The sequence below is a fragment of the Micrococcus lylae NBRC 15355 genome (assembly GCF_001570885.1).
Lineage (GTDB): Bacteria > Actinomycetota > Actinomycetes > Actinomycetales > Micrococcaceae > Micrococcus > Micrococcus lylae.
On the sequence record NZ_BCSN01000024.1, the window covers coordinates 23,670 to 40,474 of the forward strand.

Here is a 16,805-nt window from a genome sequence, read left to right on the forward strand (position 1 = left end):
GCATGCGGGAGCTGACACGGTTCCGCTGTGCTCCCGCAGTGGTGGGCTGCGAGGTCATGATGGGCTCTCTGGGGTGGTGGGTGGTGATCGCGGAGGCGCGGACGGCGTGCCCTGGCGATGTCGAGTCAGTCTATCCGCGCGGAGATCATCAGGCGAGGGATCCGGGGGGACTGTGGATACCACAGATGAGAGAACCCAGTACTCGTTATGGAGACCGGCCAGGGTCTTCGGCCTCCTTCCCTGAGTCTTCCCGGTCCACCTTTCCGACCCCACCATTCCGGCCCCACCTCCCCGTCGCCCGGTCCCGGGTCCTTTGCATAAAGTGAGACTCACCCTGTCTCTCTGACGAAGGAGTCCCCGTGACAGAGACCGCTGAGCTTGCCGTTGCGCCGGGATCGGTGGTCGTCGTCCGTGATGAGGAGTGGCTCGTCACCGGCGTCGAACAGACGCAGGACGGTGCGCTCCTTTCGGTCCGCGGCCTCACGGAGCTCGTTCGGGACACGCACGCCTCCTTCTACCAGCGCCTCGACCACATCCAGGTCCTGGACCCTGCGGCCGCCACGGTGGTCGGCGACGACTCCCCGTCCCACCGCACCTCCCGCCTCTGGACCGAAGCGACCCTGCGCAAGTCCCCGCTGCCGGTGAACGACCAGTCCATCACCGTCTCCGCCGAGTGCCTTGCGGACCCGTTGCCGTATCAGCAGGAGGCGGTCCGCCGCGCCCTGGACCCGGCGAACCTGCGTCCTCGCATCCTCCTGGCGGACGCGGTCGGTCTCGGCAAGACCCTGGAGATCGGCATGATCCTCTCCGAGCTGGTCCGCCGTGGCCGGGGCGAGCGCATCCTGATCGTCACCCCGCGCCATGTGCTCGAGCAGATGCAGCATGAGATGTGGACCCGCTTCGCGCTTCCGTTCGTGCGCCTGGACTCGCTCGGCATCCAGCGGGTGCGCCAGCAGCTGCCGGCCACCCGCAACCCGTTCTCCTTCTTCAAGCGCGTGATCATCTCCATCGACACCCTGAAGTCGGACCGCTATGTCCAGCACCTGCGCCACCACCGTTGGGACGCGGTGGTCATCGACGAGTCGCACAACATCACCAACTCGTCCACCCAGAACAACCGCCTCGCCTCCGTCCTCGCCCCGCAGACGGATGCCCTGATCCTCGCCTCGGCCACCCCGCACAACGGCAAGGCCGAGTCCTTCGCGGAGCTGATCCGCCTGCTGGAGCCGACGGCGGTCCGTCCGGACGGCACCGTGATCGAGGACGAGGTGGACCGGCTGGTCCTGCGCCGCCACCGTCACAGCCCGGAGGTCGCCCGGGTGGTGGGCGCGGCCTGGGCAGAGCGCAAGGAGCCCCGCAACCGCCTGGTCCCGGCCTCCCCGGAGGAGGACGCGGTCGCTGCGGAGCTCGCGGATGTTTGGTTGCACCCGGCCGCCGGTCGGTCCCCACACTCCAAGGGTTCCGGCCTGTTCCCGTGGACCCTTGCCAAAGCCTTCCTCTCCTCCCCGGCGGCCCTGGAGGAGACCATCGCGGAGCGCATCTCCCGCCTGCACCCGGAGAACCACGCCGAGGCCCAGGAGATTGAGCACCTCAGCCGCCTCCGCACCCTCAACCAGGCGTCCCTGACCACGAACTTGGGCAAGTACGGCGCGCTCCTGGATCACCTGTCCACCATCGGCGTCGGCCCGAAGAACCCCACGCGTGCGGTGGTCTTCGCCGAGCGGATCGCTACGCTCAGCTGGCTGGCGGACAAGCTCCGCAAGGACCTGAAGCTCCCGAAGGACGCCGTCCGCATCCTCCACGGCGGCCTGAATGACCAGGAGCAGTTGGAGATCGTGGACTCCTTCAAGCAGGCGCATTCGCCGATCCGCGTGCTCGTCACCGGGGATGTGGCCTCGGAGGGCGTGAACCTGCACCTGCAGTGCCATCAGCTGGTGCACTATGACATCCCGTGGTCCCTGATCCGCCTGGAGCAGCGCAACGGCCGCGTGGACCGTTACGGTCAGCGCACGCCTCCGCAGATCACGGCGCTGCTGCTCGAGCCCACGCACCCGACGTTCTCCGGGGACCTCCGCGTCCTCACCCGCCTGGTGGAGAAGGAGCACGAGGCGCACACCACCCTCGGGGATGCCGCCTCCCTGATGGGCCAGTACGACGTCGAGGCCGAGGAGAAGGCCATCCGCAGGGTCCTTGCCGGTCAGGCGGATCTGGACGCGGTGGTGGACAGCCCGGCGGAGGTGGCTTCTCGCCCGGGCCCCACCGGCATGTTCGCGCGCTTCGCGGCCAAGGCCGCTGCGCGTCAGGCCGGAACCACGACGACGGCACCGGCCTCCGCCTCGCCCCTCACCTCGTCTTCGTCGGACTCGGCCAGCGCGTCGCCCACCTCCGCCCCGCCCACCTCCAACACGCCCGGCTCCGCCCCGCCCACCTCCACCAGGTCCGGCTCGTCGGCCGAGGTCACCGCCACCTCCACGCTCGAGCCGCTGACCTTCCTCAGGGAGGGGCTGCTGCAGGTGTTCGAGCGGCCGGAGCAGGCGCCGGCCGAACGCGGCGGCGGCGTCCTGTGGCGTGAGCACGCGAACGAGCACATCGCCTCCCTGGTCCCGCCGCCGGATCTGGCGGGCCGCCTGGACGTGCTGCCGCAGTCCTACCTGAAGGACCGGCACGTGAAGGAGAAGTTCACGTTGGCCACCACCCGGCAGAAGGGCAAGGACCTGCTCGCCAGGGCTCTGGCGGACACCTCGGACTCCACGTGGCCGGAGGCCCACTTCCTCGGCCCGCTCCACCCGGTGTTGGACTGGATCAGCGACCGCGCGCTCGCCTCGCTCGGCCGCAACGAGGTCTTCGCGGTCCGCGGCACGGTGGAGCATCCGACCGTCCTGCTCAACGGCACGCTCACCAACCGCGCGGGCCATGTGGTGACCTCGGCCTGGCTGTCCGTGGCCTTCCCCATGGGCCAGGACGGCTTCGCCCTGGTGGATACCCGCGCCTCTGCCCTGGAGCTGCTGGACTCCGTCGGCCTGTCCGGCACCGTCTCCAACCCCGGCGCCGTGGCGGACCCCGCATCCTTGACCGCCTACATCCGCCCGGCCGTGGAGAAGGCCCGGGAGCAGCTGCGCTCGCTGGTCTTCCCGGCCGCGGAGGCCGCCGCCCAGGACCGCGTGGACCAGTGGGTCCGCCGCACCGCCGACTGGGACGAGGAAGCGGACGCCCTCGTCCAGCGCGTGCAGGTGCAGCAGCGCCGCGTGTCCGTAAAGGACCAGGAGAAGATGGCCCGCGACCAGTCGCCGGCGCGCCAGCTGGTGCGCCCGCTGCTGCTCGTGGTCCCCGCCGACCACCCCGTGCAGGAAGGCTGACGTCATGGCAGTGAGCGACGCATTCGTGGTGGTGGGGGACTGGCTCTCCGAACACTTCTTCACCTCGGACGCCACCAAGGAGTCCTTCCACGCCCTGGTCCTGGCCCGCCGCAAGCAGTGGGACGCCGCTGAGGGGGAGACCTCCCGCACCCGCTTCACCTCCGAGCGCGCGGAGCTGGAGCGCCGCATCGGCGCCCTCGCGGACGCCGAGGACCATCAGGACCTTCAGGACCACCAAGACCCGGACGCCGCCTCCGCGACCCCGAACCTCGCCGAGCACCTGCTGCGTGTGCTCGGCTACCGCACCGGCGAGTTCACTCTTGCCCAAGACGGCCCGCTGCTGCGCGTCTCCTCCACGGGCATCGAGGGCCCCGCCCCGCTGGCGATCGTCCAGGCCCGCCCGGCCGAGTCCGTGGAGGACGCGGTCGCCAAGGACGAGCCCACCCTCGCCACCCCGTACGTCACCGACACCGAGACCTTCACCTCCACCGCCCGCCTGCTCTCTGCCCTGGTCGGGGCGGAGGACGGCCCGCAGTTCGCGCTGGTCCTGGCCGGCCGCTGGTGCATTGTGGCCGAGGCCTCCCGCTGGGCCGAAGGCCGCTACCTGGGTGTGGACCTGCAGCTGGTCGCCGAGCGCAATGACGCCAAGCGCGGCGGGGAGATCGACCGCGCCCTGACCATCCTGGAGGCCGCGTCCCTGGCCCCGGACGCCGAGGGCGGCATCTGGTGGTCCACGGCCCTGGAGGAGTCCGTCCGCCACACGGTGGGCGTCTCGGAGGACCTGCGCGAGGGCGTCCGCCGCTCCATCGAGATCATCGCCAACGAGGTCGTCGCCCGCCGCGCCGCCGCCGGGCTCGAACCGTTGCCGAAGGACCAGGCGCAGCCGTTGGCGGTGCAGTCCCTGCGCTACCTGTACCGGATCCTCTTCCTGCTCTATGCGGAGGCCTCCCCGGAGCTCGGCGTCCTGCCCTCCGGGGCCGCGGAGTACGACTCGGGCTACTCGGTGGACCGCCTCCGCGAGCTCACCCTGGTGGATCTGACCACCGGCCAGGCGCGGAACGGCACGCACCTGTATGAGTCCCTTCGTGTGCTCACCGAGCTGGTGGACCGAGGCCCCCGCCCCTCGGATACGGACCCGGACGCCGGCGCCCCCGGCCTGGACTTCCAGCCGCTGCGCGCGGACCTGTTCCGCCCGGAGGCCACCGCCCACATCGACCAGGTCCGGCTCGGCAACGCCGCCCTCCAGCAGGTGCTGCAGCACCTCCTGCTGTCCAAGGAGCAGAAGGGCAGGGCCCGCGGTTTCATCTCCTACGCGGAGCTCGGCATCAACCAGCTCGGCGCGGTCTATGAGGGCCTGATGTCCTACACCGGCTTCTTCGCGGAGGAGGACCTCTACGAGGTCGCCCCGGGCGGTGACGCCTCAAAGGGCTCCTGGGTGGTCCCCGTGGACCGTTCGGACCATCTGGCGGCCAAGGACTTCGTCCGCGCCGAGGACCCGGTCACCGGCGAGCTCAAGGCTGTCCGCCACGCGCAGGGCACGTTCGTCTACCGTCTCTCCGGCCGGGAGCGTCAGCAGTCGGCGTCCTACTACACACCGGAGGTGCTGACCCGGTTCACCGTGCAGCAGGCGCTGGAGGAGCTCCTCGACCAGGGCGGCACCACCACCTCCGCGGAGGACATCCTGACCCTGACCGTCTGCGAGCCGGCCCTCGGCTCGGGAGCGTTCGCCATCGAGGCCGTGGACCAGCTGGCCCGCGAGTACCTCGCCCGCCGCCAGGAGGAGCTGGGCAGGCGCATCGACCCGGAGGACTACCCGCACGAGCTGCAGAAGGTGAAGGCGCACATCGCGCTGCACCAGGTGTATGGGGTGGACCTCAATGCCACGGCGGTGGAGCTGGCGGAGGTGTCCCTGTGGCTGTCCACCATGGTGACGGGCCTGCAGGCCCCGTGGTTCGGTCTGCGCCTGCGCCGCGGCAACTCGCTGATCGGCGCCCGCCGGTCCGTCTATGCCGGCAGCGCGCTGCGCAAGGACCGGTCCTGGATGAAGGCGGTCCCGGAGGACCGCCCGCTCTCCGAGCTTCACGACGACGGCTCCGGCACCTCCGGCTGCGTCTTCCACTTCCTGTTGCCCTCCGAAGGCTGGGGCTCCGGTGTGGAGGTCCCGAAGCAGGTGCGGGACCTGGTGCCGGACGAGGTGAAGGCACTGAGAGCGTGGCGTTTGGGCGTACGCCGCAAGCTCTCCGCCCAGCAGGTGAGGGACCTGGAGGCCCTCACCCAGCGCGCGGAGAAGCTGTGGGCGCTGGCGCTGCGGCGGCTCACCATTGCCGAGCAGCAGTCCGGCCGCGATTTGGACCTCTGGGGCCGCGAGGTGCCGGCCACGCGGGGTGCTGTGACGCGCGAGCAGATCGAGGAGTCCCTGGCGGACCAGAACGGCGCCTACCGCCGGCTGCGCCGGGTGATGGACGCCTGGTGTGCGCTCTGGTTCTGGCCGTTGACTGAGACCGAGGTGGCGCCGCCGAGCATGGAACAGTGGATCGACGCGCTGCAGATGCTGCTGGGCGTCGAGTCCACCAAGAAGAACCCGAATGCCGGCACCGAGTCTCTGGCGGGTGTGGAGTCCTGGGCCGAGCTGGACGACTACGAGCTCTGGGACCGCGCCGGCACCAACGCCGTCACCGTGGAGAAGGCTCTGGAGGCACATCCGTGGCTCGCGGTCTGCGAGCGCGTGGCGCAGGCACAGGGCTTCTTCCACTGGGAGCTGGACTTCGTCGCCGTCTTCGCGCGCGGCGGCTTCGACCTGCAGGTCGGCAACCCGCCATGGGTGCGGCCCGATGTGGAGATCGAGCTCCTGCTGGCCGAGGGGGACCCGTGGTGGCAGCTGGCTCACAAGCCGTCCGTCGCCCAGAAGAAGGAACGCCGCCCGCTCGCCCTCGCTGTGGCGGGCGTGCAGGACCTCGTGGTCTCCGCAACGGCGGATACCAAGACCGTGGCCGAGTACCTCTCCTCAGTTCCGGAGTACCCGAACTTCGGTGGACGCCCAGATCTCTACCGGGCCTTCATGGGCCAGGTGTGGCGTCACGCCGCGCCGGACGGCATCGCGGCACTTATCCACCCTGAGTCCCACTTCACAGATGACAAGACGCACACGCTTCGCCGAGAAACCTACCGGCGGCTGCGGCGGCATTGGCAGTTCATCAACGAGCTGCGTCTGTTCGAGATCGACCACCATGTCAGCTACGGCATTCACGTCTACGGACAGGCCCAGGAGGTGGACTTCGTCCAGGCTGCCGGCCTCTTTCATCCGGACACGGTGGGCCGCTCGTTGGTGCATGACGGCTCCGGGGAGGAACCGGGCTTCAAGCACGAGGGCCGCTGGGATCAGCGCCCGCATGCCGCGCGCATCCAGCAGGTCACCGCGGACACCCTGGCGCTGTGGTCCTCCGTGACGGACCCCGATGCCACGGACCCGTCCGCCACCCGCATGCTGTACACGGTGAACTCGGCCGCAGTCCGGGTGCTGGGCACCACCGCTCAAGCCGGGCGCATCGGGGACCTGGAACTGTCCTTCTCTACGGGCTGGAACGAGACCACCGACCGTACCGCGGGCAGGTTCGTTCTGGACTGGGGGCCGGCCGCATGGAAGGACGCCATTCTCCAGGGCCCGCACCTGCACGTGAGCACTCCGCTGGTGAAGGAACCGAACGAGACCATGCGGAACAACCTCGACTGGTCCGCTGTGGACCACGAGGCGTTGGCCCCGGACGCCCTGCCCGTGACGTCCTACACACCCGCAGGAGACCGGAAGGTCTACAACGAGCAGTACACCCGCTGGGGCGAGGATCGCGAGTACTCCGCGCGTGACTTCTACCGGGTGGCCTGGCGGCGCATGGCGGCGAACACGGGGGAGCGGACGCTGATTCCTGCCGTGATTCCCCCTGGCAGCGCTCATGTTGACCCGGTGCACTCTGGCGGGTTTGTCGACCGACCCGCTCTGGACCTGGCCATAGTGTCCGCAGTTCTGGGCGCTCTTCTGTCAGACTTTTCCATCCGGGCGGCCCCGAAGGGTGACATCCGCGGCACGATCATTAACCGCCTCCCCATGGTCCCCCTCGACCACCCGCTCCTGCCGGCCCTGGCCCTGCGGACCCTGCAGCTCAACTGCCTCACGGACGCCTACGCGGACCTCTGGAACGAGTGCTGGGATCCGGCCTTCGCCCAGGATGAGGCGATCCTGCCGCGGTACGGGAGTGCCGTCGTCGGGAAGCAGTGGACGGCCCAGACGCCGCTGCGGCGGGCCGAGGACCGGCGCAACGCGCAGGTGGAGATCGACTCGCTGGTGGCCCTGATGCTCGGCGTGGACGTGGAGGACCTCTGCACGGTGTACCGCACCACCTTCGCCGTGCTCCACGGCTACGACCAGGACAGGTACACCTTCGATGCGAACGGCCGCCTCGTCCCCACCGAGGTGCTCTCCGTGTGGAAGAAGAAGGGCGAGCGCATGACGCAGGAGGAGCGCACCGCCGTGCACCCCGGCTCCGGCGTGGCCTACGAGTACGAACTGCCCTTCGCCACCCGGGACCGGGAGGACGACTTCCGCGCCGCCTACGCCGAGTTCCAGCGCCGACTGAAGGAGGCCGAGGGCTGATGCCCGAGCTGCTCCCCACCCTGCAGGCCCGCCGCGTCGCCGACGGGCTGGTGGACTACCTCACCACCACCTTCGCCCTCGCGGACGCCCAGCCCCGCCAGCAGCTCCAGGAGTTCCTGGAGGACCAGGCCAACGGCCTGTTCAAGGGCCCCTACACCCGGCTCCGCCTGCCCTTCCGGCCGGCGGACGAGGACTGGACACGGCACCTCGAATGGCGGCCGCCGTTCACCCCGTACCGGCACCAGGCGCAGGCCTACGCCCGGCTGACCTCCCTGGGCAGGACGGGCGCGGGGCAGCGGCCCGAGCCCACGCTCATCACCACCGGCACCGGCTCCGGCAAGACCGAGGCCTTCCTCCACCCGATCCTGGACCACGTGCTGCGCGCCAAGCGCGCCGGAGTGACCGGCACGAAGGCGATCATCCTCTATCCGATGAACGCCCTGGCCGATGACCAGGCCCGGCGCCTGACCGCCACCCTGACCGGGGACCCGGCGCTGAGCACCGTGACCGCCGCGATCTACACCGGCAACCAGGCCGGCACCCGCGGCACGGTCTCGGACAAGGGGCTGATCACGGACCGCCACGCCATCCGGGACACCGCCCCGGACATCCTGCTGACCAACTACAAGATGCTGGACCAGCTGCTGCTGCGTGAGGACGACCAGCCGATCTGGGCCCAGTCCGCCACCTCCCTGCAGTACCTGGTGCTGGACGAGTTCCACACCTACGACGGCGCACAGGGCACCGACGTGGCCATGCTCCTGCGCCGCCTCGGCCTGGCCCTGAAAAGCCACTGGCACCAGGACGACCCGGCACTGACCGCCGAGGACTGGGCGCGGCCGCTGGGGAAGATCACCCCCGTGGCGACCTCCGCGACCCTCGGAGACAAGTCCGACCCCACCGTGATGCTCGACTTCGCGCACACCGTGTTTGGGGAGAGGTTCGGCCCCGACGCCGTGGTGACCGAGACACTGCTGAGCCTGCAGGAGTGGGCCGGGCGGGCGGCGGGCGAGGCGTTGGAGCCAGTGCGTCTGCGCGAACTGCGCGGCGCGCCCCTGGCCGAGCTCGCCGCCGGTGTGAAGGCACTGGGGGAAGACCCCGCCGCCGTGACCGGCCACGTGCTGCGCGCCCTGCACGCGGACCCGGACGCGATCGACCGCGCCGGTGCCGAGGGGGAGCCGACCCTGCTGGATGTGGTCCGCCGCCACCCGGACGTGCACACCCTGGTGGAGACCGCCGCCCAGGCGACCGGCTACCCGGAGCTGCTGCGTGAACTGGTCGGGCCGGTAGAGGACGCCGAGACGCTCGCGCTCTACCAGACCGTCCTGGAAGGGCTGATCGCCGCACTCAGCCACGTGCGTGCCCTGCACGGCCGGGACGCGCTGAGCGTGGACCTGCACTTCTGGGTCCGTGAGCTCACCCGCATCGACCGCGTCGCCTCCCCGGTGCCGCACTTCCTCTGGTCCGACGACGGCACCTGGGCCGGTGCCGACGACCCCACCGACGCGCGCCAGACCTTCCCAGCGGTCTACTGCCGCCACTGCGGCCGCTCCGGCTGGGGCGTGACCCTAGCGGCGGTGGGCGACGAGCTCTCCGCCGAGGACACCGACATCCGCCGTGACCACATGCGCGGCGACGGCCGCTTCCGTGCGCTCATCCACGCCCCGGGCGAGGAGGACCGCGCCGTGGCCTCCCCGTCCGAGACGCCCGAGGGGCTGCGCTGGTTCTCCCTGGCGAACCGCCGGCTGCTCTCCACCCGCCCGGACGAAGACGACCCGGACATGCAGGCCGGCCACGTGCTTCCCGTGCTCACCCGCACGGACAGCCACGCCGACCGGGAAGGCGACTCCGGCACGGACGACTGCCCCGCCTGCCTGGGCCAGGACGGCATCCGCTTCCTCGGCACGGCGATCGCCACCCTGCTCTCCGTGTCCCTGTCCGTGCTGTTCGGGGACGCGACCCTGGACGACCGGGAGAAGAAGTCCCTGGTCTTCACCGACTCCGTGCAGGACGCCGCCCACCGTGCCGGATTCGTGCAGTCACGCTCCCACACCATGAGCCTGCGCTCGGCGCTCGGCGGCCAGCTCACCGCCGCCGGGGCGACCCTGGACACGCTGGTGGAGGACGTCCTCCGCGCCGCCGGGGACGACCCCTTCGACCGCTTCCGCCTGGTCCCGCCGGACTGCGAGGGCCTCGAGCCGTTCCAGCGGTTCTGGGAGGCCGAGAGGTTCGCGGCGATCGCCGGGCGCGACCGCGCCTGGGTGAAGCGCCGCCTGCTCTTCGACGCCGCCCTCGAGTTCGGCTTGCAGTCCACCTACGGGCGGACCCTGGAGGCCACCGGTGCCGCCGCCGTCCAGGTGGAGGCCGGCACCGGTGCCCGCCTGGCCGCGATCGCCCGCACCGTGCTGGAGGAGGATGAGGTCCAGCAGCTCGGCGAAGCGGTGGTGGGGGAGAAGTCCCTCACCGCCTGGGTGCGCGGCGTGCTGGAGCACATGCGCCTGTCCGGCGGCATCGAGCACGAGTGGCTGAACAGGTACATCTCCGAAGACGGCCGCCGCTTCCGCATCTGGGGCGGCCGCCCGAAGAACGGCATGCCGGCGTTCCCCGCCGGCCGCAGCGCCCCCGCCTTCCCGCGCGTGGGCGCCCCGCTGACCGGCAAGGCCCAGGAGCAGGGGCTGGACACCGTGCGCTCGGCGAACAGCTGGTACGCCCGCTGGGCCGCGAAGTGCCTCGAGGTGCTGCCCCAGCACGGCGCCAAGCTCAGCGAGCGCCTGCTGGCCGAGCTCGCCCGCCAGGACGTGCTCACCGTGACGGACACCGAGACCGGTGCCAAGGTCTACGGCATCCCCGCCTCCGCGGTGACCGTGCGGGCCCTGGAGTTGTCCGAGCTGGAGGCCGGCCGCGCCCTGCTGGTCTGCGACGTCTGCCAGTCCCGCACTCCCGGCACCGCCGAGACCGTGGCCCAGCTGACCGACGCCTGCTGCTTCACCGTCCGCTGCAACGGACGCCTGCGCCCGGAGACATCCGGTGCGAGCTTCTACCGGGAGCTCTACACCGCCGCCCAGGTGCGGCGTGTGGTGGCCAAGGAGCACACCTCCCTGCTGGAGGACAAGGCCCGCCGGCAGATCGAGGAGGGCTTCAAGTCCGGCACCCCCGGACCGAAGGACCCCAACGTGCTGGTGGCGACGCCGACGCTGGAGATGGGCATCGACATCGGGGACCTGTCCACCGTCATGCTCTCCTCCCTGCCCAAGGCCGTGGCCCAGTACGTCCAGCGTGTGGGCCGCGCCGGCCGCCTGACGGGCAACGCCTTCTCCCTGGCGTTCGTCACCGGCCGCGGCGACCAGCTGCCCCGCCTGGGCAACCCGTTGTCCCTGATCAACGGGCAGGTGCGTCCACCGGCCACCTACCTGGACGCCGAGGAGATCCTGCGCCGCCAGTACATCGCCTCCCTCGTGGACGCCGTGGCCCGTTCCGGGCAGACCGCCATGCCGACCCGCGCCCAGGAGGCCATGCGCACCGCCGACGGCACCTTCCTGCGCGCGGTGCTCACGCTGGCCGCCGAACAGTCCGCTCAGCGCCTCGACGCGTTCCTCGGCTCCTTCGACACCCTCGACTCGGACGTGGCGGAGGGCCTGCGCGCCTGGGCGACCGCCGACGCCGACGGCGACTGGGCCCCGGAGGACTCGCTGGGCGCCCTGCTGCACCGCGCCGCCCACGAGTGGCAGCGCGAGGCCGAGCAGCTGCAGCGCCACGTCAACGAGGTGGAGAAGGCCCTCCCACACCTGCGGACCGTGGCCGAAGGGCCGGCGGCCGACGAGGACGACCGTCGCGACCTACGCCTGGCCGAGGGCGCCTACCGCACCGCCAAGAGGCGCCTGAGCGAAGTCCGGGACGCCCACTGGGTGTCCGCCTTGGAGGAGCGCGGCGTGCTGCCGAACTACACGCTCCTGGATGACACCGTCACCCTGGACGCCCGCGTGACCACCATGAACTCGGAGACCGGTGAGTTCGAGACCGAGAACACCCCGATCCGGCGCCCGTCCGCCCGCGCGCTCACCGAGCTCGCCCCTGGCGCCGTGTTCTACACGCATGAGCTGGCCATCCGCATCGACGGGCTGGACCTGGGCAAGGACGGGGACAAGATCCGCACCTGGTCCTGGTGCGCCGCCTGCGGCTACGGCCGGGACCGGACCGATGAGACCGCGAAGAACCCGGGCTCGTGCCCACGCTGCCAGAGCGCCTCTTTCGGAGACGTGGACCAGCGCCACCAGGTGGTCCGCCTGGAGCACGTGTTCGCCGAGGTCCGCCGTGAGCGCGACCGGATCGACGACCGTGAGGACCAGCGCCGCCGCGTCCAGTTCGCCACCGTGGCGGCCGCGGACCTGGACCCGCAGCACGTCAGCCGTGCCTGGCATGTGGGCCAGGAGTTCGGCGTCACCCACCACCGCCGCATGGACCTGCGCTGGCTCAACCTCGGTCAGCGCGCCGCTGGCGGCATCACCGACCGGCACATCGCCGGCCAGGAGATCGGCGCCAAGCCGTTCCGCGTCTGCGCCGGCTGCGGCAAGCTCGACGCCACCGCCGGAGCCAACTCCCGCGAGGAGCACCGCCCCTGGTGCCGCTACCGGCAGAGCCAGGACGAGGACACCCGCCAGGTGGTGCTCAGCCGCGAGCTGCGCACCGAGGGCGTGGTGGTCACGCTCCCGCCGCACGTGGTGGGTGGGGACTCCTACGCCGTGCCCTCCCTGGCCGCCGCACTGCTGCTCGGGCTGCGGGAGGACATCGGCGGCGCACCGGACCACCTCCAGGTGACCTCCGTGACCGTTCCCCTGCAGGGCGGCGGCACCGCCCCGGACGAGGCGCTGCTGCTGCACGACGTGGTGCCCGGCGGCACCGGCTACCTGGCCGACCTCGCCTCGCCCGAGCGCATCTGGCGGATCCTGGTGAAGGCCTACCGTGTGGTGGAGGTCTGCGCCTGCCAGGACGAGGACCGCCGTGCCTGCCACCGCTGCCTCATGCCATACGCCGTGGGCGCCCGCGCGGACAGACTCTCCCGCGTGGCCGCCGCCCGCCACCTGCGCACCCTGTTGACCATGCAGGAGGGCGAGACCGGCGCCGACCTCGACCCCGAGCGGATGCGCTGGGACCCGGAGGAGGGCGCGGTGGTGATCCAGGACGGCGAGTCCAGGCTCGAGCGCCGATTCCGCCAGGTCTTCCGCGAACGCGTCACTGCCGCCGGCGGCACCGTCAAGGAGGTCCCGGACGAGGGCGGCAACCACTACGTGGTCACCGGGCTCGGCGTCGGCCGCACCTGGCGCCTGGTGCCCCAGCTGAACCTCGCCGGCTCCCGCCCGGACTTCGTCCTGCTCACGGACGACCCGGCCGTGCAGGACGTCGCGATCTTCACCGACGGACACCGCTTCCACGCCAGCGCCGGCAAGAACCGGATCGCCGACGACGCCGCCAAGCGGCAGGCCCTGCGCGACCACGGCTACAGCGTGCTCTCCATCGTGTGGGAGGACCTGGAGGACGGCGCGGCCCGCCAGCGTCCCGAGTGGCTCGCCGACGAGTCCGTGCGCAGCCTCTTCGAGGAGAGCCCCGGCCACCTCGCCACCACCCAGGGCGTGGTCGACGACGTCCGCAACGGGCCCGTGGACATCCTGCTGGGCCGTCTTCAGCGCCCGCAGGACGCGGACGCCCGCCGGAACCTGGCCGAGCGGCTCGGCATCCTCTTCATGGGGCACTCCGAGTTCGCCTACGTGAACGCCGTCCGGGACCTCGGCGAGGTCTCAGCCGGGCTCCTGGCCGGCACGGACGTCCACGGCATCGGCCAGGCCTTCGTCTGGCGCCGCGGGCCGCTGCAGGTGCTCACCCGCCTCAACGCGGACGAGACCTGCTCCACCGTGGTGATGCTGGACGACGGCTCCGACGCCGTGGACTCCCCGGACCACCACGAGGCGTGGAGGCAGTGGCTCTGGATCTCCAACCTGCTCACCGCCGACGCAGCCGGCGTGCGCGTCATGGCCCGCAGCCAGGCCGACGCCGGCATCACCGTGGCGGCGCCGCAGACCCCGGTGGCCGACGACGGCAGCCGACCCGAGGAGAAGGCGACCGAGCTGACGGGGGCGTGGGCCGCCGTCGCGGACGACCTCATCACGGACGATGAGCGCGCCGCCGCAGCCACCCTGGCCTCCCAGGGCATCCCCGTGGCCGAGGTGGGCGAGGAGATCGGCGGCGTGGTCGCCACCTTCAGCTGGCCCGCCCAGCACGTGGCCGTGCTCGTGGACGCCGACGCCGGTGACGCCGACGACCTCCGCGCCGCCGGCTGGACCGTGGTGGACGCCGACCCCACCGCCGTCCGCGCCGCACTCGACTCTGAGGAGAACACCGCATGAACAGCGTGATCATGTCCAAGATGGAGCTGCCCGCCGACCCCGCGGTCAAGATGAAGGCCCTCGCCTTCCTGGACAAGCTCACCAAGGACGACACCCTTCCCGGACTCCACATCGAGCCGATCAAGGGCAGCGCCGACTCGCGCATCCGCACCGGACGCGTCGACCGGGGCTACCGGGCCGTGCTCTTCAAGCTCACCGAGGGCGGCGCCGTCACCTACGTCTTCCACGGCGTCTACGAGCATGACAAGGCCAACCACCTCGCCGAACGCGCCGTGCTCAAGACCAACCCCGTCAACGGCGTCACCGAGGTCCGGTACGTCGAGCCCGCCCCGCTCGCCGACTGGGAGAAGGAGCACGCCGAGTACGAGGCGATGGCCCAGCTCGAGGCCGAGAAGGAGGCGACTGAGGGTGCCCGGGACACGGCCGAGGAGACGGTGGCCGCTGAGGCGGCCGAGTCCGCTCAAGCCGAGGCACCGGAGCCGGCGGAGGAGGCGGCCGTCGTCGCGAAGCCGGCGGAGCCGGAGGTCCCCGCCGAGCCGCTGCTGACCCGCCACGGCGTGGACGCCACCGCGCTCGCCCAGCTCGGTGTGGACGAGGCGCTCGCCGCGCGGGCCGTGCAGGCTCACACCGAGGAGGAGCTGCTCGCCGTGGCCGAGGACGCCGAGGCCGAGTGGCAGGAGCTCGTGCTCATCGCGCTCGGCAGCGGGCAGGGCATCGACGAGGTGCGCCGGGAATTCGGGCTCGACGCCGCCGTGGACACCACCGGCACCGAGGAGCAGCGGATCCTGCGCGGCCTGCAGCACCCCGCCGCGCTCGTCACCTACACGTGGATCGAGGACGACGAAGAGCTGCGCCGCGTGGTGGAGGACGGCGACTTCTCCGCCTGGCGCGTGTTCCTGCACCCGCTGCAGAAGGAGTTCGTGGAGCGGGACTACAACGGTCCCGCCAAGCTCGCCGGCGGCGCCGGCACCGGCAAGACCGTGGTGCTGCTGCACCGCGCCCGCCGGCTGGCCGCCGAGAACCCCGAGGCACGGATCCTGCTGACCACGTTCACCAGGAACCTGGCCGATGCGCTCCGGCGGGACCTGGTGAAACTGGACCCGACCGTGCCGATCGCGAAACAGCTCGGAGAGCCCGGCGTGCACGTGACCGGCGTGGACGCGCTCGTGCGGGCCGTGGCCATGAAGGCCGGGCGGGACGTGGGCGCGGCGACGGGCACGGTGCTCGGAGCAGAGGGGTACGACCTGAGCGACCGGCGGGACGCCAAGGCATGGAGCGAGGCCGTGGACGCCGCCGGAGGAGACCTGCCGGCCGAGGTGGCGAACGAGACCTTCATGGCCGCCGAGTACGCGATGGTCGTGCTGCCGAAGCGGGTCCGGACGGTGGAGGAGTACGTGCGCGTGCCGCGGCGCGGGCGCGGGACCGCCCTGAACCGGAAACAGCGCCTGCAGGTGTGGAAGGTGATCGAGAAGTACCGCGCCGCCGGCCGGGCCAAGGGGGCGCTGGACTTCGAGGAGATCGCGGCTGTGTCTGCCGCGTATGCGCAGCAGCGGGCCGAGGGCGGCGGAGGACGGTTCTTCGACCACGTGCTCGTGGACGAGGGCCAGGACCTCACCCCGGCCAAATGGCAGTTCCTGCGGGTCATGGTCGAGCCGGGCCGCAATGACATGTTCCTGGCCGAGGACACCCATCAGCGGATCTACGGGCAGAAGGTGACGCTGAGCCACTACGGGATCGAGTCCCGCGGGCGGTCCCGCCGGCTGACGCTGAACTACCGGACCACCCAGCAGAACCTCGGCTGGGCCATGAAGGTGCTCGACGGCGGCGAGTTCGAGGACCTGGACGGCGAGGCCGAGTCCCACACCGAGTACCGGTCCGCACGCTCCGGCCCGAAGCCCGTGGTGCTGGCCGCGCGGTCCTTTGCAGAGGAGCTAGATGCCGCTGCGGACCTGATTGCGAAGTGGAGCCGGCAGCCGGGCGTGAAGCTCGAGACCATCGCCGTACTCGTACGGACCAAGCCCACGCTCACCAAGGTGGTGACCGGGCTGGCCGAACGCGGCGTGAAGATCCGAGCCGTGGAGCAGGAGTCCGTGCGGGCTGGGGCCGTGGTGGGCATGACCATGCACCGCGCCAAGGGCACCGAGTTCTCCCACGTGCTGCTCATGGACGTACGCGACGGCGCCCTGCCCGTGGGCATGAGGAAGGCGAACTTCAGCGAGGCGGATCTGGACGATGCGCTGCTGCGCGAGCGGTCCCTGCTGTACGTGGCCGCGACCAGGGCGAGAGACGTGCTTGCCGTCAGCTACCACGGGGCGAGGTCGCCGCTGCTGGGGTGAGTGGGTGAGGGGCCGCGGGGTGAGCGCGGGGTGAGTGCGGGTTGAGGGTCCCGCCCCTGCGTTTTCGGGC

4 protein-coding genes are annotated in these 16,805 nt (G+C 71.3%); all 4 read left to right on the forward strand.

What is annotated here, in order from left to right; all coding sequences use genetic code 11:
* Positions 1–359: 359 nt before the first annotated feature.
* Genes MLY01S_RS06585 through MLY01S_RS06600 form a run of 4 tightly spaced genes read left to right on the forward strand, consistent with a single transcriptional unit; the run spans position 360 to position 16,735 of the window.
* Entirely contained in the window at positions 360–3,356 is a 2,997-nt protein-coding gene (locus tag MLY01S_RS06585) for a helicase-related protein (RefSeq protein ID WP_067190477.1), read from the forward strand.
* Positions 3,357–3,360: 4 nt separating this feature from the next.
* The gene (locus MLY01S_RS06590) at positions 3,361–8,001 is read left to right on the forward strand and encodes an Eco57I restriction-modification methylase domain-containing protein (protein WP_067190479.1); all 4,641 of its coding nucleotides are present in this window, start codon (positions 3,361–3,363) and stop codon (positions 7,999–8,001) included.
* Positions 8,001–14,399, forward strand: coding sequence for a DEAD/DEAH box helicase (locus MLY01S_RS06595; RefSeq protein WP_067190481.1), 6,399 nt, complete (start codon positions 8,001–8,003; stop codon positions 14,397–14,399). Before MLY01S_RS06590 ends, MLY01S_RS06595 begins: the two co-directional genes overlap by 1 nt.
* On the forward strand, positions 14,396–16,735 hold the full coding sequence (locus tag MLY01S_RS06600; RefSeq protein ID WP_067190483.1) for a 3'-5' exonuclease: 2,340 nt from the start codon (positions 14,396–14,398) through the stop codon (positions 16,733–16,735). The genes MLY01S_RS06595 and MLY01S_RS06600 overlap by 4 nt, the downstream gene beginning before the upstream one ends.
* Positions 16,736–16,805 lie beyond the last annotated feature (70 nt).